Source organism: Pseudomonas sp. NLJ1, from assembly GCF_049486705.1.
In the GTDB taxonomy this organism is placed as follows: domain Bacteria; phylum Pseudomonadota; class Gammaproteobacteria; order Pseudomonadales; family Pseudomonadaceae; genus Aquipseudomonas; species Aquipseudomonas inefficax.
In genome coordinates, this window is record NZ_CP137735.1 from 5618599 (window position 1) to 5638306 (window position 19708).

Genomic DNA, 19708 nt, shown 5'->3' on the forward strand with positions numbered 1-19708 from the left:
CTGGTGACCAAATATAGACTAGCGCATAATGTGTATTATGTTAAATGACGTATTGGGCGAGCAACGTACACGTGTCCGTTTTCCACTAACCTCCTTTGAGATTCAGCTCGCTATCCATAGCTAGCCTTGGATGACCGTCTACAATCCTAAATCCAGTCCGTCCATGAACAGGTGGTACGCCCACCGGTATCTCAATTGGATTGCTTTCAGCTGGAATCCACAAAGGCCACAGCATCTTTATCACGACTGCGTGGCGCTCGATGATCGACTTGACTCATGATGATCATGGAACTGACAGCGATTCGTTTTGGTACAACCGACTGGTCGACAGTTGAACCTGTTGCTCATCCCGGGGAAGCCGGCACCGCGTACTGGCGGACTTGTCATTTCGGGGGTATACGGGTTCGCATGGTTGAGTACACGCCTGGCTACCTGGCCGATCACTGGTGCCACAAGGGCCATATTCTGCTCTGCATGGAAGGCGAGTTGGATACAGAGCTGGATGACGGCCGCACCTTCACGCTGCGGCCTGGCATGAGCTATCAAGTAGCCGACAACGCGGAGGCACACAGGTCTTCTACCCTCGTCGGTGCCAAACTCTTTATCGTGGACTGATCCAAATGAACCGGAGAGCCTAGAACTCCACCTTGCCCCGACCTGCCTTGACAGTGCTGCGCCTGGCTTTTCCTTCGAGGCGGCGGGTCTTCGAGCCGAGGGTCGGCTTGGTGGGGCGGCGTTTCTTCTCGGTCTTGCCGGCAGTGATGATCAATTCGGCAAGACGCGCCAGTGCGTCAGCGCGGTTCTGCTCCTGGGTGCGGTATTGTTGTGCCTTGATGATCAACACGCCGTCGCCGGTGAGGCGACTGTCACGCAGCGCCAGCAGGCGCTCTTTGTAAAACTCGGGCAGCGACGAGGCGGGAATGTCGAAGCGCAGGTGCACGGCGCTGGACACCTTGTTGACGTTCTGCCCACCTGCGCCTTGCGCGCGGATGTATGTCAGTTCGATGTCGGTATCTGGCAAATGGACGTTATCAGAGATGGTCAGCATGGCATGGCCCTTGTGATTCCCCTCCATTATCACAGCCTTCGCCGCTCGCCCACAGAACAAAATACGGTTGACCTCAACCACTCTGAGCGAGGCACCCTACTCCGCCATTGCCGGTAGCCTCGATATCTGCCACATATAGCGCTGCTCCCGTTTGCAATGACACGGGCGACGGCAGCGCCATCACATCAGGCAATAGAACTCCGCAACCTGCGCCACAATCTCTCCCTTCGCATCATAGAGCCGCGCCTCTGGCGTCATGGCCATGGAGCGGGCCTCGAGTAAGTAGCGCTGCCCAGCCTTGAAATCCTCATAGTCAATGGTCAGGTAGCATTGCCTTACCGTAGTGCCCCCCATCAGGCTGATGCCACCACCTCCATTTACTTCGTAGTCGAACCTGACGACCAATTCATGGCTGCCGGGGCTGACCTCGAAGAAGCGACCGTCGCGCAGGCGTTGTTTATCCAGGCGCTCGGCCAACAGCACACGGTCATTCGGGAATGGCATCGAGAGATCGACCCAAGCCATTTGTGGGTTTGCAGTAGGCATTGGCGCCTGACAACCAGCAATTGCAGCGATCGCGAACAACAGTGTCAACTGGCGCATGGGTAGCTCCCCAAAGGCTCATGCCCTCACTATTCAGAATAACGCCGACAACCGAGTATCACGAGCGGTTCGAGGTTGAAGGCTGACGGATTAGTCAGCCATTGTCATTCAGCCGATACCACCCGCCGGGCATCTCTTCGCACCGCTTGAGGCGGAACGCCAAAACCACGAATGAACACCTCCCGCATATGCCGACGGTCCCTGAACCCGGTTTCCTTCGCCACCACATCCAGGCTGTGACGGCTCTGCTCGATCATCAAACGGGCCGCCTCGAGACGCAGGCTCTCCACAGCCTTGGCGGGCGACTGACCTGTCTCTGAAGTGAATACGCGGGTAAATTGTCGTGGGCTCAGATGCACGGACTCTGCAAGTTCCTCGACACTCAAGGGACGGCTCAAATGCTTGCGTGCGTAATCCAGGGCGCTCTGAATCCGATCAGACTTCGGCGAAAGCGCCAGCAGCTCGGAATGCTGCGATTGCCCGCCGGAGCGGCGCTGATGCATCACCAGCTTTCGTGCCACTGACCTGGCCATCTCGGTGCCCAGGTCTCTTTCAACCATACCCAACGCCATGTCCAGGGCAGCGGTCATTCCCGCGGAGGTCCAGATCTGCCCATCGACAATGAAGATCCGGTCTTCTTCCACTTCGATCTTCGGGTGCAGTTCCCGCAGCTTTTTCGCGTAGGCCCAGTGTGTCGTGGCCCGCCGGTTATCCAGCACACCGGCCTGGGCTAGCACGAAACAACCGGTACACAGGCCTGCGATGCGGCGGGCGCCGTCGACAAAGCCTCGAACGCTGGCCAGCACTTCATCGCCAGGCGGAGTCAGCGGGGTCAAGGTGCCGGTGATCATCCAGGTGTCAGCCAGACCAGGAGCACCCAACGGCAGGGTGTCCATGTACATGCCCAGGGAGGAACGCACCGTGCCGCCTCCGACGGAAAAGTTCTGGATCTTGTAAACCGTTTCGCCAGCGACAATGTTCGCGAACTCGAACACGGCCTGCGTTGCCAGCGACATGATCTGGAAACCTTCGGTTATGAGATAGCCGACCCGGTGCATGGTTGAAGCTCCACCATTGGATGTCCTGAAAACGTACCATATGTGTCGTTTAAGACAAGCACGACCTTCTGCATCATGGGCTCCACAACCAAACCACGGAGCTTGACCATGAAGCAGCAATTCAAAGGCACTGCCCTCATCACTGGCGCCTCCACCGGCATCGGTTCGATCTACGCAGAACGCTTGGCACGTCGGGGTTACGACCTGGTGCTGGTCGCCCGCAACCGGGACCGCCTCAACACCCTGGCCAGCCGGCTGACCACCGAAACCCGGCAGAACGTGGAGGTGTTTCCAGCAGACCTGGCAAACACTGATGATCTGCTCAAGGTAGAGCGCAAATTGCGCGAAGACGCCAGCATCAGCCTGCTGGTGAACAACGCGGGCATAGGCACTCACACCAGCCTGCTGGAAAGTGATGTCGAGCGCATGGCTGAAATGATCACTCTCAACATAACCGCCCTCACCCGCCTTACCTACGCGGCCATCCCGGGATTTGTCGCGCGCAAGCAAGGTGCCCTGATCAACATCTCGTCCATCGTCAGCCTGGCGCCGGAGTTGCTCAACGGTGTGTACGGTGGCAGCAAGGCCTATGTCACCGCCTTTACCCAGTCCCTGCACAAGGAGCTTGCGGAAAAAGGCATCAGGATCCAGGCCGTGCTGCCAGGGGCGACCGCCACCGACTTCTGGCAGATTGGCGGCTTGCCGGTCGAAAACCTCGATCCAGGGATCGTGATGTCGGCCCAGGATCTGGTGGACGGTGCCCTGCAGGACTTTGACGACGAGGTGCTGATCTCCATCCCTTCGATGCATGACCTGCAGTCCTTCGAACGCTACGAGGCCAGCCGCCAAGCCCTGTTCGGCCAGCTGTCCAGTAATCAGCTGGCCCCGCGTTACAATGCCAATTGATCACGATTGCTGACGCCAGCGCCGGGTGAAGCTGTCGGCCTTTCAACCAGGGCGACAGCTATCCGATTATCAGCGTGTGCCCCGTCGACCAAACGAAAATGTAAAAAGATTTCAGCACTCCCCTGTGGTCAGAATCCTAGACACAGTGGAGATAACACCATGAAATTCGCGCTTTTCTGTCAATGGCTCGCCAAGCACGCCGGTAAACCAAGTACCTTCCTGATCGCCGTGGTGCTTATCAGCATGTGGGCTGCCTCCGGGCCCTGGTTTCACTACAACGATACCTGGCAACTGATCGTCAACACGTCGACGACCATCATCACTTTCCTGATGGTTTTTCTGATTCAGAACACCCAGAACCGGGACAACGACATCATCCATGTGAAGCTCGACGAACTGATCCGCGCTACAAAATCAGCGGAGCAATCGGTACTAGGCCTCGAATCACTCGACAACCGGGAGATCCATCAACTTCGCAAAGAGTATCAGGCGATGGGCAGACACTGCGAAACGCCTCCACAGCCCCCTCGCGAGCGACAGGCAGACGATGCCGCTCGGGACAATCTGCAGCGCTAGCGGCCTATAAGGTCGTTTTCATCCTGGGAGCTCACCAGGAATTCGGCCAAGGTTTCCGCACAGGCTGAAATGCCATCCAGGAGTACCATCTCAAAGCCATGAGTGTTCTCTGTCGGGATCGCAATGCAACCTGCCCGGGCATCGATCCCTGCGCTCAATACCGCACTCGCATCCGACGCAAAGTCTACGAGCAATGCCGCCTGCGGCTTGTACCCTGCCCTGCGGCCAGCGGCGATCAGGCCTTGTACCACGGTGCGGCTGTAGTAGCCCTTCTGGTCACCGGTATTGATGATCGGGTCGGCTGACAGCTGCGTACCATACTCTTCGAGCACCGGGCCGACCTCGACCGCGATGGTGGTGTCGCCGGGCAACCGGGACGCGGCGTACATGGCACCGGCATTGGATTCTTCCTCCAGTGTGGTGAGCACGAACCACACATCCTGCTTCAGCGCCGCTCGCCTCTCACCCAGCAGCTTCGCACAGAGGATGACAGCGCTGATGGGAGCACGGTCATCGAGAAAATGAGCGGCAACACAGTCCTGCACTTTGAATGGCCGACGCCAGTGCTGGCTGAGCACGACCCGCGTACCTGGTCGAACCCCCAATGCCTGCAGTTCCTGCTTGGTCTTGCGTGTGACTACATGCACATCCTTCCACTGGACGTTTCCGGTCAGCACGTCTCTTCCGTTGGCAGTCCGACTGCTACTGTGCATCGAGCCATACGACAGCACGCCAGGCAGGATCTGCTCATCGCCCAGGATGTCGACAGGGCAGACACCAAAGCTGATCGGTTGCGCTCCCCCGAGGGCAAGCACCTCCAGTGTGCCGTTGTCGTGGACATTCTTGACGATCATCGCGATCTCATCGAGGTGGGCCATTACACGTATGGCTGCCTGCGGATTGCATGCAAGCCCGGCGCGAATGACCCCTACCACGTTGCCGGCAGAATCGATGTGCGTGTCATCACAGAAGTTGGCGAGCTCTCGCAGGCAAATGGTGCGCACCTCATCCTCTTGCCCACCTGGCCCGCGGGCATTGAGGAGTTCGGTCAACAACGCGTCGATCTTCAAGGCAGAACCTCCCTGTTTAAAGTTGCAAGCGGTTGACCGGCCCACTTGGCACGCGTTCATTATCAAGTGGGCTGGAGGAGCTCGCGGATAGCCGCCAGCCCGCTGCCCAGGCAGAACAGGCTGGCAACGCACATCCCGCAGGATCAGGAATTGAAGCCCAACCCTGAGGAAAGATCGGAGTCTCCAGGCCTGCGCTCTGCCTGGGTCGACGCCTTGCCACCCGCCTGATCGAACGACTCTTCGACCGACGCCTTCACCTCGCGGCCCTTGGCCTTGAGCGTGTCGGTCAAACGATCACTGCTGGCGCCCATCAGCTGGTCTTCCTTGCGGGTACCGGGTAGCGCCGCCCCCAATGCCGCACCCAGTGCTATTCCCAAAGCAGCCAATACCAGAGGTTGCTCCTGAAGCAGGTGATCGAACTGGCCCTTCAATGCCGCGGCCTGATCGGTAGCCTTGTGTGCCGAATGGCGCAGGGTGTCCGCGGAAGCCCCCATGGAGTCGCGCGCGCCGCTGCCAAGTTCGCTGGCCCGATCGCGCATGTCATGGGCTTTCATGCGCACCTTCTGGCTGGCGTCATGCACTGCCTCCCCCGCCTGCGTGAAAGCGCCTTTCACCGTGTCCACCGCGTCGCCGAGCTTTTCGCCCAACCCCGGCCCATGGTGCGCAGGCCCTGGGTTGAAGGGGCGGTTCTGGTTCAGGCCCAGCCATGCCAGGCCCAGTACCGTCAGGGTAGCGGGTACAGGGTTGTTCCTGAGGGTGGTGCCCAGGTTCTGGAAGAACTCGCCGCCATTGCCCTTGGCGTAGGCCAGGACCCGGTCGACCATCTGGCCCGGGCTCAGGCGCTGTTCGAGGGCGTCCACCAGATCACTGATGTGCTCGCGCTTGGCGTTGATTTCCTGCTCGAGCAAGTCAGGGTCTTTATGCGCTTCATGTTCGAAGGAAGTGGTCATGGCAGTTTCCTCTTCAGCGTGTCCTTGTCCTGCTGCATGGCATGCAAGGTGCGGTCAGGGGCAAGATGCGTGGGTTCGAACTGTTTCTTGCCCGACTGCAACATGATGAACCCGATCACCAAGGTGACCGCGCCCACGATCAAGGCTGCCAGCCACGGCTCGACCACCATCGCCAGGGCGTAGACGGCCGCCAGCAGCAGAATGACGAAGCCTGCCAGCATCACGATCGCTCCCGCCGCAACCGCAGCCGTGCCGGCCTTGAGGGTGGCGAGGTTCTGCTGCAGCTCTGCCTTGGCCAGCGCCAGCTCTTTGGTGAACAGGTCCGGTACTTCACGCATCAGCTGGCGCAACAAACCGCCAACACCGACGGCGTCGTCTTCCGTTGCATGCAGGCTCTGGCTGGAATGCAAAGTGTCTTTGCTCATCATTCACCTCCTTTGAGGGGGTCGCGCTCGAACGGGCTGCCGCTGACCGGTGTGCCTGCACCAGGCCCGATCGGGTCGACGGGGGTGTAAGGTTCGCGGGGGGATACGTCGCTACCACGATCAGGTACTGGCTGCGCCGGGTGGGGCTGGCTCCAATCACCAGAAGACGCAGACGCAGGGGGGGTGGATTCATGGCTGGTGCTGGCTCGCATGAACCGCGACACAGCAAACCCGATGGCGACGCTGCCGGCCAGAAATAGCGCCGGGTTGTTCTTGGCCAACTGTGCACCGCGCTGCAGCAGGCTCTCGGCGCTTTGATGGCGTACCTGCTCGGCAAACTCGCCCACGCACTCTGCTGCCTGGGTCAGGTACTGCGACAGCCCGAGACTATCGTTGCCTTGCAGCGCAGCAGCCGCCGAGCGCGCACCCTCCTCGAGCGAATCAAGTTGATCGGCTGCGTTATCGCGATAGTGCTCGAACTGCTCACTGCCTTTGTGCCTGGCCTCGCCAAGCAGCGCACCGGCGTCATCGATAAAGGCTTTTTCCTGGGTGCTACCGGGTGGAGAGGTCGAGCTTTGATCGGTCTTGTCCATCGTTTCGCCCTCGAAGCTGATTGTTGGATGAATGCCGTCTTTATTGGGCATTCATTCGAGGGACGCAGGTGAGGCGGCAGGAGTTCAGCGTTTGTGATCTATGACATTTGCCTGGAGGCCCAAAGGAAACAGCGCGATCAACCCGGGGTATTGGTACCCGAGCAAAGGCTTTGAGGGTGGTGGTAATCAGGGTCGGCAACGATTGGGGTGCGATTGCGCGGTTCACGCCAGCTGGATGAAGACCGCGTAGATGCCGAGAATCATCCAGAAGGCCAGGAATATCCACGGCGTACGCAGCGAGAACAACAGCGACTTGCGGTGCCCGGCCAGTGAAGTTTCCGCCTCGCTGAACAGTGGCGATTCGTCATATGCCAGCCCCATCAGTGGCTCGCTGCGCAAAAGGTGGCTCTGTTTCAATTGCCAGTGCTCGATGATCTTGTAGGCCGCGCGAATGCCCGGCCAGGCATTGAGTGAACTCAAAACACCCAGCAAGGCAAGAAACGGCGGAACTACCAGCGTAAACATCTCGCCCCAGCTCTGGTTGAGGTTGCCCATCGACGATACGAAGGCGATCACCAGAAACGACTGGGCAGCGAGATAGGCGTCAGTGCGGTTGGCAAGGATGCTGGTCTCGTACTGGATTTCACGGCGGTAGAAATCAAGGCGCTCTTTTGGCGAGCCGAACATCCGGGCGTTGCGCTCGCTGATCTCGTGTTCAGGGGTGGCTGGAGTGATGATTCGCGGCACGTGCTGGCTCCTGAAAGCAAGGATGATCGTGTCTCGAAACGTGAGAGGCGAACCCATGAGCAAAGGCCTGCCTACAAATTGCAGGCAGGCCTTCTGCGCAAATGCTTCAGGTATTGCCCGTACCGCTATTCGAGAACTTCTTTACATCAATGGGCGGAGCGACGAACTCGGGCCCTTCGCCTGATGCCCGCCAACGCACATTGTTGATGCCGTAGCGCTCAGCCATCGGCCGGCTGACCTTCTTGATCTTGTGCTGGCCGAACCGTGGAATGATGCCCACCCCCGCATCGCAACTTGCCCAGTGCCAGGCTTCGGCGTTGTCCATACGCTCGAGCCGGATGATGAAGGTGCGAAATTCCCCATGAAGCTCATATTCGATCACATACAACTGCTGCCCAGCCATTGGACTCTCCTTCAGCGATTCAGACCAATGGAGCCAGCGACCTGTAAAAAGATTCATTTATTTTGACCGGTTGGTCATCGCCCTTTTCCATCGCCTTGTATCCACGACTTTCTCAGCGCAAAAGCTGCTGCAGAGCCAGTGCGTTGGCCATCGCCGCTCCGGAGGCGGTGTTATCGAAAATGCACCAGGTGGGTACTCCAGCGGCACGGCTGGCCTGCAAGCGTTCAGCCAGACGCTGCAAATACTCGTTGGAGTACTCGCTGTGGTAGATCCTCGGCTCGCCATGCAGGCGCCAGTAGACCTGCCCTGGCCAACCTCCCGGTTGCGCATCGATAACGAAGCGCGAAGGGCTCGCCGCAACCTGGGCGATGCGCAAATCGACCAGCATCTGCTGCGCCGCTTGCCAGCTGGCGTGCCTGGGCTCCAGCGCCACCGGCCCGGCATACCGTCGGCGCAGGCTTTCGAAGAAACGTCGCGCATGCTCGGTGTCATGGCCAAGCGATGGCGGCAACTGTATCAACAGGCAACCCAGGCGATCGCCCAACTGCCCGCATTGTGCAAGGAACATATCCAGTGCGTATTCGCAGCCGGCGAGACGCTGCTCATGGCTGATGGCCTTGGGCAGCTTCACCGCAAAACGGAAATCCTCAGGTACGGACGCAGCCCAACGGGCATAGGTTTCGGGGCGATGGGGGCGGTAGAACGAACTGTTGATTTCCACCGTGTTGAAGCGGGTGGCGTAGCGTTGCAGGTGGCTGCCGGGCTGCGCAAATGCCTCGGCATGACGGCTGGACAGGCTCCAGCCAGCGCAACCCAGATAGATCATTCAGCTACCGGCCGCTTCGCCACGGAACGCTTCGCCCTCACCCGCGACGCGCCTGGCATATCCCACGCCCCACAGCAGCGCCCGCCTCATGGTTTCCCCCGCACACTGGTGGTAGATCTGTTCGCACAGCACCGTACCGTCGGTGCGATAGACACCGATGAACAACTGGGTGCCGCCAGTGCGTGACAAGCGCGTCTGCACTTCCAGGCAGGTACCGGAGCCGAGCGTTTCCTCATGGGTTTGATGGTGCAGGATCGGGTCGCACCATTGTCTATAGGTTTCACCTCTTCTTTTCATCTGCCAGCCCTCTCCTTTTCATGGCTGCTGATAATGCCCTGGCGATGTGTTTGGCTCATGATCGTGCTGCAGACGCTGCACCTGCACGTCAGTAAACGATGACGCTTCGTTGCGGTGCAGGCCTTGCAGGTAATCACGCGCCGCATCGCGGCTCAGGTCCTCCTGGTCGCTGCGCAGCTCGCAGGTGCCGGGTTGGTTGTCGAGGATATAGCTGATCAGGTACAGGTACTTGGACATCGCTGTAACTCCTGCTGGCTGAGTGAAATCGGGCGACTCAGCTTGATTGATCCTGGCTTGAGTGCAGCCGTTCAGCACCGACGACGACCGGCGCTGCAGCACATACCTGTGGGAGCGGGCGTGCCCGCGAACACCGGCACAGCCGGTGCCATCCACCGCGCTGCCTGTTTCGCGGGCATGCCCGCTCCCACAGGGCCCTCGTCAGCCGAAGGAATGTGTTCGGCAAGGTTCCAGTCGGTAGACCAGTGCGCACACACTTGAAACTTTCCCGAACCGCGCCAAGTCCAGACCCCTATCGGTCACAGGACGGGAGAAGGCAATGACCAGCACGGTAGGCGACTTTCTGGTGGAGCGTTTGTATCAATGGGGTGTGCGGCGCATCTTCGGCTACCCCGGCGACGGCATCAACGGGGTATTCGGGGCGTTGAGCCGGGCCGAGGGCAAGATCCAGTTCATCCAGGCACGCCACGAGGAAATGGCGGCCTTCATGGCCAGCGCCCATGCCAAGTTCACCGGCGAATTGGGTGTGTGCATTGCCACCTCCGGCCCCGGCGCTTCGCATCTGCTTACCGGCCTGTATGACGCGCGCATGGATCACCAGCCGGTGCTGGCCATCGTCGGCCAGCAGGCGCGAGCAGCGCTCGGCGGGCATTACCAGCAGGAGCTGGACCTGCTGTCGATGTTCAAGGACGTTGCAGGTGCCTTCGTCCAGCAGGCCTCGACCCCGGAACAGGTGCGCCACTTGCTCGATCGCGCAGTACGTACCGCCGTCGGCGAACGCCGGGTCACCGCCATCATCCTGCCCAACGACCTGCAGGACCTGCCCTACCACGAACCACCGAAAGCCCACGGCACGGTGCATTCCGGCATCGGCTACAGCAGGCCCCGCGTGGTGCCTTTCGAGCAGGACCTGCAACGTGCCGCGGATGTACTCAACGCTGGACGAAAAGTGGCGATACTGGTCGGTGCCGGCGCACTGCAAGCCACCGAACAGGTGATCGCGGTAGCTGAAACGCTTGGTGCTGGCGTGGCCAAGGCGCTGCTGGGCAAGGCCGTAGTGCCAGACGACCTGCCCTGGGTCACCGGCGCCATCGGGCTTCTAGGTACCGAACCGAGTTATCGGTTGATGAGCGAATGCGACACCTTGCTGATGATCGGCTCCGGCTTCCCCTACGCCGAGTTCCTGCCTGGGGAAGGCCAGGCCCGTGGCGTGCAGATCGATTTGCAGCCAGACATGCTCAGCTTGCGCTACCCCATGGAGGTCAACCTGGTCGGCGACGCCAGCGAAACGCTGCGGGCACTGCTGCCATTGCTCGAACACAAGACCGAGCGCCGTTGGCGCGACAAGGTCGAAGGCTGGCGCGCAGACTGGGACAAGACCCTGGAGAAACGCGCCCTGGTCAAGGCCGACCCGATCAACCCCCAGCGCGTGGTGCACGAACTCTCCCCTCGCCTGCCCGACCACGCCATCGTCACCAGTGACTCCGGATCCTGCGCCAACTGGTTTGCCCGCGACCTGCAGATACGCCGGGGCATGCAGTGCTCATTGTCCGGCGGCTTGGCCAGCATGGGCGCGGCGGTACCCTATGCCATCGCCGCCAAGTTCGCCCATCCGCAGCGCAGCGTGGTGGCCTTGGTGGGTGACGGGGCGATGCAGATGAACAACCTTGCCGAGCTGATCACCGTCGCCAAGTACTGGCGCCTGTGGGAAAACCCTCAGTGGATCTGCGCGGTGTTCAACAACGAAGACCTCAACCAGGTGACCTGGGAACAACGGGTAATGGAGGGCGACCCCAAGTTCGAGGCTTCACAGGCGATCCCTGATGTGCCCTATCATCTGTTCGCAATCTCCATCGGCTTGCAAGGCATCTACGTGGAGCGCGAAGAAGACATTGCCGGCGCCTGGGAGCGAGCCCTGGCGGCTGACCGGCCGGTGTTGATCGAATTCAAGACCGATCCGGACGTACCGCCCTTGCCACCGCACATCAAGCTGGAGCAGGCGAAGAAGTTCGCCAGCAGCCTGCTCAAGGGCGACCCGGACCAGGCTGGGGTCATCGTGCAGACGGCCAGGCAAGTTCTCGGTTCGGTATTGCCGGGCAAGAAATGAGGCGTGCACGGCACTGGCAGCAACCAGCCCCGTCGCTGGCCTGCCAAACCTGAACCGGGTGCGCCGGTTCAGGTTGTCAGTCGCATTGAACAGCCGCCTCGACAATCAGCTGGACCAAGAGCGTAACCTGCACGCTCAAGGCAACGTTTGCAGGGTGAACCAGGCCAATGTCGCGGTGAAACGTGTGGCCGCCAAGATCATAGGCGCGCACGGAGGCAGGCCAGGCGTCTCGGCTGACTGTTTGTGGCACCAACGCTACCCCCACACCCTTCCCGACAAGTTCGGTGATGGCATCCAGTTCGTCCAGTTCGCACACGTCTCTGGTATTGAAATGAAATTGTCGAAGGAAGCGGTCGACCTGGCGCCCACCAAATGACGAGCGATCGTAGCGAATGAAGGGTTGGGTCGAAAGCATTTCGCTCCACTCGGCATCCGCGAGCCCGGCTGGAACGATCAGCCTGTAAGGCTCGCTTGCCAACGTTGTCCAGTGAAGATCGCTTTGCAATTCGAACGGCGGCCTGATGATCACGGCGATGTCGATTTCCCGGGCATCTACCGCACTCAGCAGCTCCAGCGACAGGCCAGGAATGATACGCGTACGACATTCAGGCCGGGCGCCATGAAACTGCGCCAGTGCTTGTGGCAGCAGTGACCTCTGTACCGACGCGATAGCGCCGACCTCTACCTGCACGGTAGGCGCCACACCCTGAGCACTGGAACCCAGGCTGTTGTAGAGCCTGACGAGTTCCTGGGCCTGCTCCAGAATCTGCTGCCCGCGCCTGTTCAGCTGGGCGTTGCGGCCTTTGCGTTCAAAGATCTCATACCCCAGTTCGGCTTCCAGCCTCTGCATCTGTGCGCTTACGGCCGCCTGGGTCAGGTTCACCTTGAGCCCGGCCGCAGCGAACGTGCCCTCCCGGGCCACGGCAATCAGGGTCTTGAGCTCGCGGATCATTCACAATTTTCCTTTGTGTTTTTAAGAAAAATATATTGATTTTTTTATTATTCTGCCACTCCTAGAATCGACAAAAACGAGAAACAAGCCACCCACCACAATGATGACCTGTTGCTTCACAGGTCGTTACCCATAGCCCTCAAGGAGTTTCTGATGAGCCTGCCCCCCTTCCATCTCGCCATTCCGGTTTACGATATTCCCGCGGCTCGCAAGTTCTACGGCGAGGTGTTCAACCTTGAAGAAGGACGTTCCGCAGCCCAATGGGTCGACTTCAATTTCTATGGCCATCAACTGGTCATCCACGAACATCCCAAGATGCCCTACCAGGAACATGCGCTGAGCAACCCGGTAGACGGCCACAATGTGCCAGCCCCTCACTTTGGCGTGATCTTGCAGTGGGACGAGTGGGAAGCGCTTGCCAACCGCCTGACCGACCTGGGTACCGAATTCGTCATCGAGCCCTACGTCCGCTTCAAAGGCCAGGTGGGCGAGCAAGCCACCATGTTCCTCTTCGACCCGTGTGGTAACGCGCTGGAGTTCAAAGCCTTCAAGGACATGGGGCAGATCTTCGCCAAATAGCGTTGTTTGCCCGCGTGCCCCGGGCGTGAGCGCTTCGCTCACGCCTTCAATTACTGCCAACAGCGCAGCACACCATAAATCAATAAAAATAGGCTGGCGTCATGAAAAAAGTCCCACTGGTCTGGCAGATCGTTATCGGCTTATTGCTCGGCATCGGCGTTGGCTGGTTCTTGAATACACACCCGGAACATCAACAATGGGTCAGCAGTGAAGTGCTCAAACCCCTGGGTGACATCTTCATCAAGATGATGAAGATGATTGTTGTGCCCATCGTCTTCTGCTGCATGGTGCTCGGCATTGCAGGGGGTGGCGACAACAAGTCGTTTGGCCGTATGGGGGTCAAGTCCCTCGGCTACTTTTTCGCAATCACCACCTTGGCCATCATTGTCGGGCTCGTGCTGGCCAATCTTCTGGAGCCTGGCTCAGGTACAGTGATCGCCGGCATGACCGAAGGCGATGCGAGCATTAAATCGGAACCTGCCACAGGCGCTTTGCTGATCCTGCAGAACATTGTGCCGGACAACCTCTTCCAGTCGCTGTCCGAAGGCAAGCTGCTTTCCATCCTGTTCTTCGCGGTACTGTTCGGCATGGCCCTGAACGCCTTGCCGCGCGAAAAGAGTGCCCCAGTCGTGGCAACACTGCAGGGCACCGCCGACGCAATGTTCAAGCTGGTGAACTATGTCATGGCATACGCGCCCATTGGGGTGTTCGGCATGATCGGCTCCACCGTGGCAACCTTCGGCTTCGCCTCCCTGCTGCCATTGATGAAGTTGATCGGGGTCGTTTACCTGGCACTGATCCTCTTCGCACTGATCGTACTTGGCGGCATCTGCCTGTTGATCGGCGAGAACCTGTTGAAGCTTGTCCGCTATTTCAAGGATGAGCTGATCCTGGCGTGCTCGAGTGCGGCATCCGCGGCGGTAATGCCACAGCTGATGGAGAAGCTTGAACACTATGGTGTTCCCAGGCGTATCGTCAGCTTCGTAGTACCGGTCGGGTATGCGTTCAACCTGGATGGCGCGTCGATCTTCCTGGGGGTCGCGACAATCTTCATCGCCCAGCTTTACGGTATAGACCTCACACTGTCCCAGCAAATACTGCTGGTCGTGACCATGGTGCTCACCTCCAAGGGCGCAGCCGGTGTTCCAGGCTTCGCAATCATCATCCTCTCAGCCACGCTGGCATCTGCCGGGCTTCCCCTCGACGCTGTGGCGCTGGTGGCAGGCATCTTCCGAGTGATTGAAAGCGGGACTACCACGCTGAACGTGCTCGGCAATGCAATCGCACCACTAGTGATTGCCCGCTGGGAGGGGGTTCAGTTGAAACCATCCCGGCGTGAGGCGGCGAGTAAAGGTTGACGGGCCGATTGCCCAGCCCTTCGAGCTGCGCTGTCGCGCAGGGAACAATATTCGAGAACGGGTCACATCCCCTGTGGTAGCGGGCTCGCCCGCTCCCACAGTAACGGTGTATGCCTTCAGAGCTTACAAACAGCCAACATGCTCGCGGCGTCGCTGCACTCGAACTTGCCGGGTGCTTCGACCGCGATGTGCCTGACCACCAGGTCGTCGACCAACATGGCATAGCGTTGCGAACGCCGGCCCAAACCGCGCGCCGATAGGTCCTGGATCAGGCCCAGCGCCTCGCTGAATTCACCGTTGCCATCGCCAATCATCCTGACCGCCCCGCCCACCTGCAGGCTCGCGCCCCAGGCATTCATGACGAATGCATCATTGACCGAAACACAGAGAATTTCGGCAACCCCGGCGGCGAACAGGTCCTGGGCCGCAGCCACGTAGCCCGGTACATGCCGCTCCGAGCAGGTAGGCGTGAAAGCACCTGGCAAGCCGAAGATCAGCACTTTTTTCTGCTTGCAGCGCTCGTGCAGGGAAAACGCGTTCGGGCCGATCGCGCAGCCGCCCTCGCCGTTGCTGTACTGGTAAAGCGTTACGTCGGGCAGTGTATCGCCGGTCTTGATCATCGCTGTATCCCTGGGGCGGTAAATGGCCAGGCATGATGCAGCATCCACCAGCGTACGTACATCCAGCGGTCAGATCTGGCGTGGTCGAAACACGCTATCGATCGCGGCCACTACCTGCCTCGTTGCATCCTCGATGGCTCCTTCATTACGGCATAGTACCCAGCCGTGCTCCGCTACCGCACGCTCGAACGCCTCGGTACAGGCAACCTGCTCGTCCAGGCTATGGATCACCGTACTGCCCAATCCGCGCGTTCGTGCCGCGGCCCTTGCCCATGAGGTATCAGGGGCCGTGACAACGCCGACATGCAAATCGGGCACTTGCACATTTCGCTCGAGGTTCAGGCGCAGGATCTCGTCGAACGCCACGGTGCGGCGAAATGCGGCATCAGACGGGTACCAGCGATCGATCAGGATGATGCTGTCTACTGGCTGCCTGGGCAGCACGTGCCGGGAAATCCAGGCACGGCTTTCGGCGAAGCGCTCGCATACCCTCAATTCCAGGTCCCGGGAGGGGTTTCTGACCAGTTGATTGACAAGGGCCATGGTTTCCCCCCGATAGGGGTCGCTTTTTTTCTCGCAAAGCCGGATCACTTTCTTGTTGTCAGCCCGCAGGGCCTTGGTCACGGCCTCCAGAAGCGTGGTCTTGCCAGTGCCCTTGGGCCCATCGATGGAAACAAACAGCGGGCGGGTCATTTTTCATTACCAGTCGAATCTGAAGATGCAGCGCAGGCCTGGGTGCCAGCGCGGTCTTTATGGAAGCGGGCGACGCGGTGGATGGCACCGGCTATGCCGGTGTTCGCGGGTAAACCCGCTCCCACAGGGTCCCTGCTAAAGCAAAAAGTCATTTGCAGCCCCATGAGAGGGGCATGCAGTTGGCGGGGATCAACCTAGCTGGGCCTGAAGAAACAGCGAAAACAGCTCCGACTGCGATTTGATACCCAACTTGCTGTACATATGCTTGCGGTGCACTTTCACTGTTTCTACCGAGATTTCAAGCTTGCGCGCGATCTCTTTGCTGGAACACCCGCTGAGCATCAGCCGGCCCACCTCCAGCTCACGCCCGGTCAGCGGCGACTCCATCTGCTCGACCCTGTCCTCCATGCGGCTTTGCCAGTGCGGCGCAGGCTTGGTGGCCTCTTCCAGCAACTCCCGCTCGAAGGTCATCCGCTGGCGCATCAGCCCAGTGACCCACGGCCGCACCAGTTCCAGCAGGGTGACCTGTTCGATGCTGAATCGGCGCTTGCTACCCAACGACAGGCACAGCGTGCGCTGCGCATCCAGCTGCACGTTGAACTGAACTTCATCGGCAACCACGTTAAGCCGGAAATAGCGCTGGTAGTAGTCCGTCTGCTCGAAACACTCAGGGGCCACATCCGCCAGGCGCACCAGGCCGGACGCCGCAGCCTCTCGGCTGGCCACGTAAAACGGGTCCAGCAGGTACAGGCCCTTCAGGTAATCCTGGAACAGCGGGTCAGGGTTGCCGTCTGCACTGGGGCATTCGGCGAACACCTGCGGGCGCCCTGCGGAGAACAGCAGCGCCACCCAGCTGTCGCAGGCAACGTACTCGTTCAGCAACCGCACCAGGGCTTTCCAGAAGTGGTCCTTGTCGAGGGTTTCGATCAATTGGCCTACCGATCGGTGCCAGGCGATGTCGTGCAGCGTAAAATTCATCCTCTACCCCTGTTGGGTTACCACGTGGGCGTAATACCCCCCGCCATGATGACCACCCCATAATCCGGGCTAGCTTACGCTGAGCGAACCTGTACCGGGATCGTTTTTTATACCCCATGCCGCCAGGGCATGGCGGTCGAAGCTGTCAGTCGAGGATTGGAAATGAAGGTAGAGCTTGTCCAACTGGCCGGTCGCGATGGCGATACCGCGTACAACCTGCAGCGCACCATCGAGGCGATCGGCAACTGCGGTGCCGATACCGATCTGCTGGTCTTCCCGGAAACCCAGCTGATGGGCTTCCCTACCGAAGAAAACATCAACCGCATTGCCGAGCCACTGGATGGCCCAAGCATCACGGCAGTCCAGCAGGCCGCACAAGCGCGCAATGTTGCCGTGGTCGTCGGGATGGCCGAAGTTGCAGACGACGGTCGTTTCTACAACACCACCGTACTGGTCACGCCAGAAGGCGTCGCCCTCACCTACCGCAAGACCCACCTTTGGGCATCGGACTGCGGGGTTTTCACCCCAGGCGACCGGTTTGCGACAGCGCTGTTCAAAGGCATCCGTGTCGGCCTGCTGATCTGCTTTGACATCGAATTCCCAGAAGCCGCGCGTGCCCTGGGGCAGCTGGGCGCAGAACTGATCATCGTCACCAACGGCAACATGGACCCGTACGGCCCCACCCACAAAACCGCCATCACCGCACGCGCCATGGAAAACCAGGCCTTCGCGGTCATGGTCAACCGCGTGGGTGACGGTGATGGCGGCCTGGTGTTCGCTGGCGGCAGTGCCGTCGTCGACCCGTACGGCCAGTTGCTGTGCGAAGCCGGCCGTGGCGAGTGTCGCATGACCGTCGAACTGGCCATGGAGCAACTGCAGCAGTCGCGGCGCGACTACACCTACATCGCCCAGCGGCGCATCCGGCTGCCGGGTGAACAGGTCGAGCACGCTGACGGCCTTCGTGAACTGATCATCCCCTCCTGAATATTCCACCCCTTCCAGGCTCTGTTGCTGGAATGCAAGGCCGCCAGGGACGGCAGCATGTTCGACTCTGAATAACAATCACAAGCTGGAGCAAACAGTAATGGCCACACTCAAGCGAACGCTTTCGCTGGGCCCGGTGGTGCTTTTCGGCATCGCCTACATGACCCCCATCATCGTCCTGGGCACATTCGGTATCCTGGCCGAGACGACGGGAGGCAGGGTGCCCGCAGCCTACCTCGCTGCCGCCATCGCCATGCTCTTTACCGCCTTGAGCTACGGCCACATGGCGCGCGCCTTCCCGGTAGCCGGTTCCGCCTATACCTACGTGCGCAAATCGATCAGCCCGCAGCTGGGCTTCATCACCGGCTGGGCAGTGATGCTCGACTATCTGTTCCTGCCCATGGCGATCTGGCTCATTGGCGCGGCCTATCTGCACTCTGCGTTCCCAGGCGTGCCGCAAGCCATCTGGGTACTGGCATTCATCGGCATCACCACAACGATCAACGTGATCGGCCTGCGCCTGGCCAAGACCGTCAATGGCCTGTTGATGTTCATCCAGCTGCTGGTGCTGGCGGCGTTCGTTGCACTCGCGGTGCGCTATGTCTGGGGTGACCCCACCGTGCCGCTGTGGACACTCGAGCCGTTCTACCAAGAAGGTACACAATTGCCGCTGATCATGGGCGGTGCGGCGATCGCCTGCTATTCATTCCTGGGCTTCGACGCGGTCAGCACCCTGACCGAAGAAACCAAGGACCCAAGCAAGACCATTCCGAAAGCCATCCTGCTGATCACCCTGATTGGCGGCGGGCTGTTCATCGCCTGCAGCTACTTCGTTCAGCTCGCTCACCCGTCCACCGACTTTGCCAACGCCGACGCGGCGGCTTATGAAATTGCCCGCAACATCGGTGGCGACATCTTCGTCAGCATATTCCTGCTGGGGCTGATCGTCGGCCAGTTCACTTCGGGCCTGTCGGCGCAAGCCAGCGCCTCTCGGCTGCTGTATGCGATGGGGCGTGACGGAGTGCTGCCCAGGTCATTCTTCGGCAAGCTCAGCGAACGCTTCAGCACGCCTGTACCCAGCATCATCCTGTGCGGTGTGGTCGCCCTGCTCGCCTTGCGCATGGATGTGACGACCTCTACCTCGTTCATCAACTTCGGTGCGTTTCTCGCCTTCAGCCTGGTCAACCTGGCGGTGATCTTCCACTACTGGGTTGCCATGCAGCAGCGTGCGCCAACGCGCTGCTGATGTACCTCGCGTTCCCTCTGGTGGGCTTTGCCTCGACCTTGTGGCTGATGGCAAGTCTCGATCACCTGGCGATCTACCTGGGCGCAGGCTGGCTCTGCCTCGGCGTGCTCTACCTGACCGTGATTACCAGTGGTTTCAAGCGCAAGCCCCCCGAGATGCACTTCGAGGAGGCCTGAATTCGGGCGAGGGGGTACATTTGTACTCCCTGCGCGAGCGATCGATCATTCCGCGCCGACCATCCGGTAGGGATCGGCACCAGCCTTGAGGTGGCGCCGATCCTTTCAGGCATTACACCGCCAGCGCGCGCTCACGCAGCTCGCTGTTGAGGATGCGGTCGTTTTCGCTGTAATCGACCGGGCAGTCGATCACGTGCACGCCCGGGGTCTTGATGCAGTGTTCGAGCAGCGGCAGCAGGCCTTCGGCGCTTTCCACGCGGTGGCCGTTGGCACCGT

23 protein-coding genes and 1 pseudogene are annotated in these 19708 nt (G+C 60.0%); 8 read left to right on the forward strand and 16 right to left on the reverse strand.

Annotated elements, in window-relative coordinates:
• The first annotated feature begins 285 nt into the window (after positions 1–285).
• Complete coding sequence (locus R9B85_RS25335) at positions 286–615, forward strand: DHCW motif cupin fold protein (protein ID WP_423771080.1); 330 nt, start codon at positions 286–288, stop codon at positions 613–615.
• Between the two features lie 19 nt (positions 616–634).
• Here the strand turns inward: R9B85_RS25335 and arfB are convergent, their stop codons facing one another.
• The 3 genes from arfB to R9B85_RS25350 all read right to left on the reverse strand — a co-directional run bounded on the left by arfB (position 635) and on the right by R9B85_RS25350 (position 2709).
• Positions 635–1048 carry an alternative ribosome rescue aminoacyl-tRNA hydrolase ArfB gene (gene arfB / locus R9B85_RS25340; RefSeq protein WP_423770706.1) on the reverse strand — a complete coding sequence of 138 codons (414 nt, stop codon included), beginning with the start codon at positions 1046–1048 and terminating at the stop codon, positions 635–637.
• A gap of 180 nt (positions 1049–1228) precedes the next feature.
• Positions 1229–1651: a hypothetical protein gene (locus tag R9B85_RS25345; RefSeq protein ID WP_423770707.1), complete on the reverse strand. Its 423-nt coding sequence runs from the start codon at positions 1649–1651 to the stop codon at positions 1229–1231.
• 104 nt (positions 1652–1755) lie between these two features.
• Entirely contained in the window at positions 1756–2709 is a 954-nt protein-coding gene (locus R9B85_RS25350; RefSeq protein WP_112251637.1) for a GlxA family transcriptional regulator, read from the reverse strand.
• Positions 2710–2817: 108 nt separating this feature from the next.
• On the opposite strand from R9B85_RS25350, the gene R9B85_RS25355 reads away from it, so the two are divergent.
• Entirely contained in the window at positions 2818–3615 is a 798-nt protein-coding gene (locus tag R9B85_RS25355) for an SDR family NAD(P)-dependent oxidoreductase (protein WP_112251636.1), read from the forward strand.
• 159 nt (positions 3616–3774) lie between these two features.
• Complete coding sequence (locus tag R9B85_RS25360; protein WP_112251635.1) at positions 3775–4191, forward strand: low affinity iron permease family protein; 417 nt, start codon at positions 3775–3777, stop codon at positions 4189–4191.
• Here the strand turns inward: R9B85_RS25360 and R9B85_RS25365 are convergent.
• From R9B85_RS25365 to R9B85_RS25405, 9 genes are all read right to left on the reverse strand, one after another.
• On the reverse strand, positions 4188–5261 hold the full coding sequence (locus tag R9B85_RS25365) for a M42 family peptidase (RefSeq protein ID WP_215520863.1): 1074 nt from the start codon (positions 5259–5261) through the stop codon (positions 4188–4190). The two genes, R9B85_RS25360 and R9B85_RS25365, sit on opposite strands and share 4 nt — an antisense overlap.
• A gap of 143 nt (positions 5262–5404) precedes the next feature.
• The gene (locus tag R9B85_RS25370; protein ID WP_112251634.1) at positions 5405–6211 is read right to left on the reverse strand and encodes a DUF3618 domain-containing protein; all 807 of its coding nucleotides are present in this window, start codon (positions 6209–6211) and stop codon (positions 5405–5407) included.
• Entirely contained in the window at positions 6208–6639 is a 432-nt protein-coding gene (locus R9B85_RS25375) for a phage holin family protein (protein ID WP_370290114.1), read from the reverse strand. Before R9B85_RS25375 ends, R9B85_RS25370 begins: the two co-directional genes overlap by 4 nt.
• Positions 6636–7229 carry a hypothetical protein gene (locus R9B85_RS25380; RefSeq protein ID WP_112251632.1) on the reverse strand — a complete coding sequence of 198 codons (594 nt, stop codon included), beginning with the start codon at positions 7227–7229 and terminating at the stop codon, positions 6636–6638. The genes R9B85_RS25375 and R9B85_RS25380 overlap by 4 nt, the downstream gene beginning before the upstream one ends.
• 222 nt (positions 7230–7451) lie before the next feature.
• On the reverse strand, positions 7452–7976 hold the full coding sequence (locus R9B85_RS25385) for a hypothetical protein (protein WP_112251631.1): 525 nt from the start codon (positions 7974–7976) through the stop codon (positions 7452–7454).
• Positions 7977–8082: 106 nt separating this feature from the next.
• A complete protein-coding gene (locus tag R9B85_RS25390) occupies positions 8083–8379 on the reverse strand; it encodes a DUF6555 family protein (RefSeq protein ID WP_112251630.1) in 297 nt (98 codons plus the stop codon).
• A 112-nt stretch (positions 8380–8491) separates the two neighbouring features.
• Positions 8492–9205, reverse strand: coding sequence for a DUF72 domain-containing protein (locus tag R9B85_RS25395; RefSeq protein WP_112251629.1), 714 nt, complete (start codon positions 9203–9205; stop codon positions 8492–8494).
• Positions 9206–9502, reverse strand: a complete 297-nt coding sequence (locus tag R9B85_RS25400) for a hypothetical protein (RefSeq protein ID WP_207877840.1) — start codon at positions 9500–9502, stop codon at positions 9206–9208. It abuts the gene before it with no gap.
• A gap of 18 nt (positions 9503–9520) precedes the next feature.
• Positions 9521–9739, reverse strand: a complete 219-nt coding sequence (locus R9B85_RS25405) for a hypothetical protein (RefSeq protein WP_112251627.1) — start codon at positions 9737–9739, stop codon at positions 9521–9523.
• A gap of 319 nt (positions 9740–10058) precedes the next feature.
• On the opposite strand from R9B85_RS25405, the gene R9B85_RS25410 reads away from it, so the two are divergent.
• Positions 10059–11846 (forward strand): thiamine pyrophosphate-requiring protein, encoded by a 1788-nt coding sequence (locus R9B85_RS25410; RefSeq protein WP_112251625.1) that lies wholly within the window; start codon positions 10059–10061, stop codon positions 11844–11846.
• A 76-nt stretch (positions 11847–11922) separates the two neighbouring features.
• Here R9B85_RS25410 and R9B85_RS25415 read toward each other — a convergent pair whose 3' ends face one another.
• Positions 11923–12798 (reverse strand): LysR substrate-binding domain-containing protein, encoded by an 876-nt coding sequence (locus R9B85_RS25415; RefSeq protein ID WP_112251624.1) that lies wholly within the window; start codon positions 12796–12798, stop codon positions 11923–11925.
• 153 nt (positions 12799–12951) lie between these two features.
• Here R9B85_RS25415 and R9B85_RS25420 point away from each other — a divergent pair, with 153 nt between their 5' ends.
• Complete coding sequence (locus R9B85_RS25420) at positions 12952–13377, forward strand: VOC family protein (protein ID WP_112251622.1); 426 nt, start codon at positions 12952–12954, stop codon at positions 13375–13377.
• Positions 13378–13478: 101 nt separating this feature from the next.
• Positions 13479–14735 carry a cation:dicarboxylate symporter family transporter gene (locus R9B85_RS25425; RefSeq protein WP_112251620.1) on the forward strand — a complete coding sequence of 419 codons (1257 nt, stop codon included), beginning with the start codon at positions 13479–13481 and terminating at the stop codon, positions 14733–14735.
• A gap of 116 nt (positions 14736–14851) precedes the next feature.
• Here R9B85_RS25425 and R9B85_RS25430 read toward each other — a convergent pair whose 3' ends face one another.
• From R9B85_RS25430 to R9B85_RS25440, 3 genes are all read right to left on the reverse strand, one after another.
• Positions 14852–15355, reverse strand: a complete 504-nt coding sequence (locus R9B85_RS25430) for a peroxiredoxin (RefSeq protein WP_207877842.1) — start codon at positions 15353–15355, stop codon at positions 14852–14854.
• A 69-nt stretch (positions 15356–15424) separates the two neighbouring features.
• Positions 15425–16048: a dTMP kinase gene (locus tag R9B85_RS25435; protein WP_423770708.1), complete on the reverse strand. Its 624-nt coding sequence runs from the start codon at positions 16046–16048 to the stop codon at positions 15425–15427.
• Positions 16049–16237: 189 nt separating this feature from the next.
• Positions 16238–17026, reverse strand: coding sequence for a helix-turn-helix transcriptional regulator (locus R9B85_RS25440; RefSeq protein ID WP_112251613.1), 789 nt, complete (start codon positions 17024–17026; stop codon positions 16238–16240).
• Between the two features lie 162 nt (positions 17027–17188).
• Between R9B85_RS25440 and R9B85_RS25445 the strand changes: the two genes are divergently transcribed.
• Entirely contained in the window at positions 17189–18010 is an 822-nt protein-coding gene (locus tag R9B85_RS25445; RefSeq protein ID WP_375149436.1) for a carbon-nitrogen hydrolase family protein, read from the forward strand.
• A 100-nt stretch (positions 18011–18110) separates the two neighbouring features.
• Positions 18111–19432, forward strand: a pseudogene (locus R9B85_RS25450) (APC family permease).
• Positions 19433–19708 lie beyond the last annotated feature (276 nt).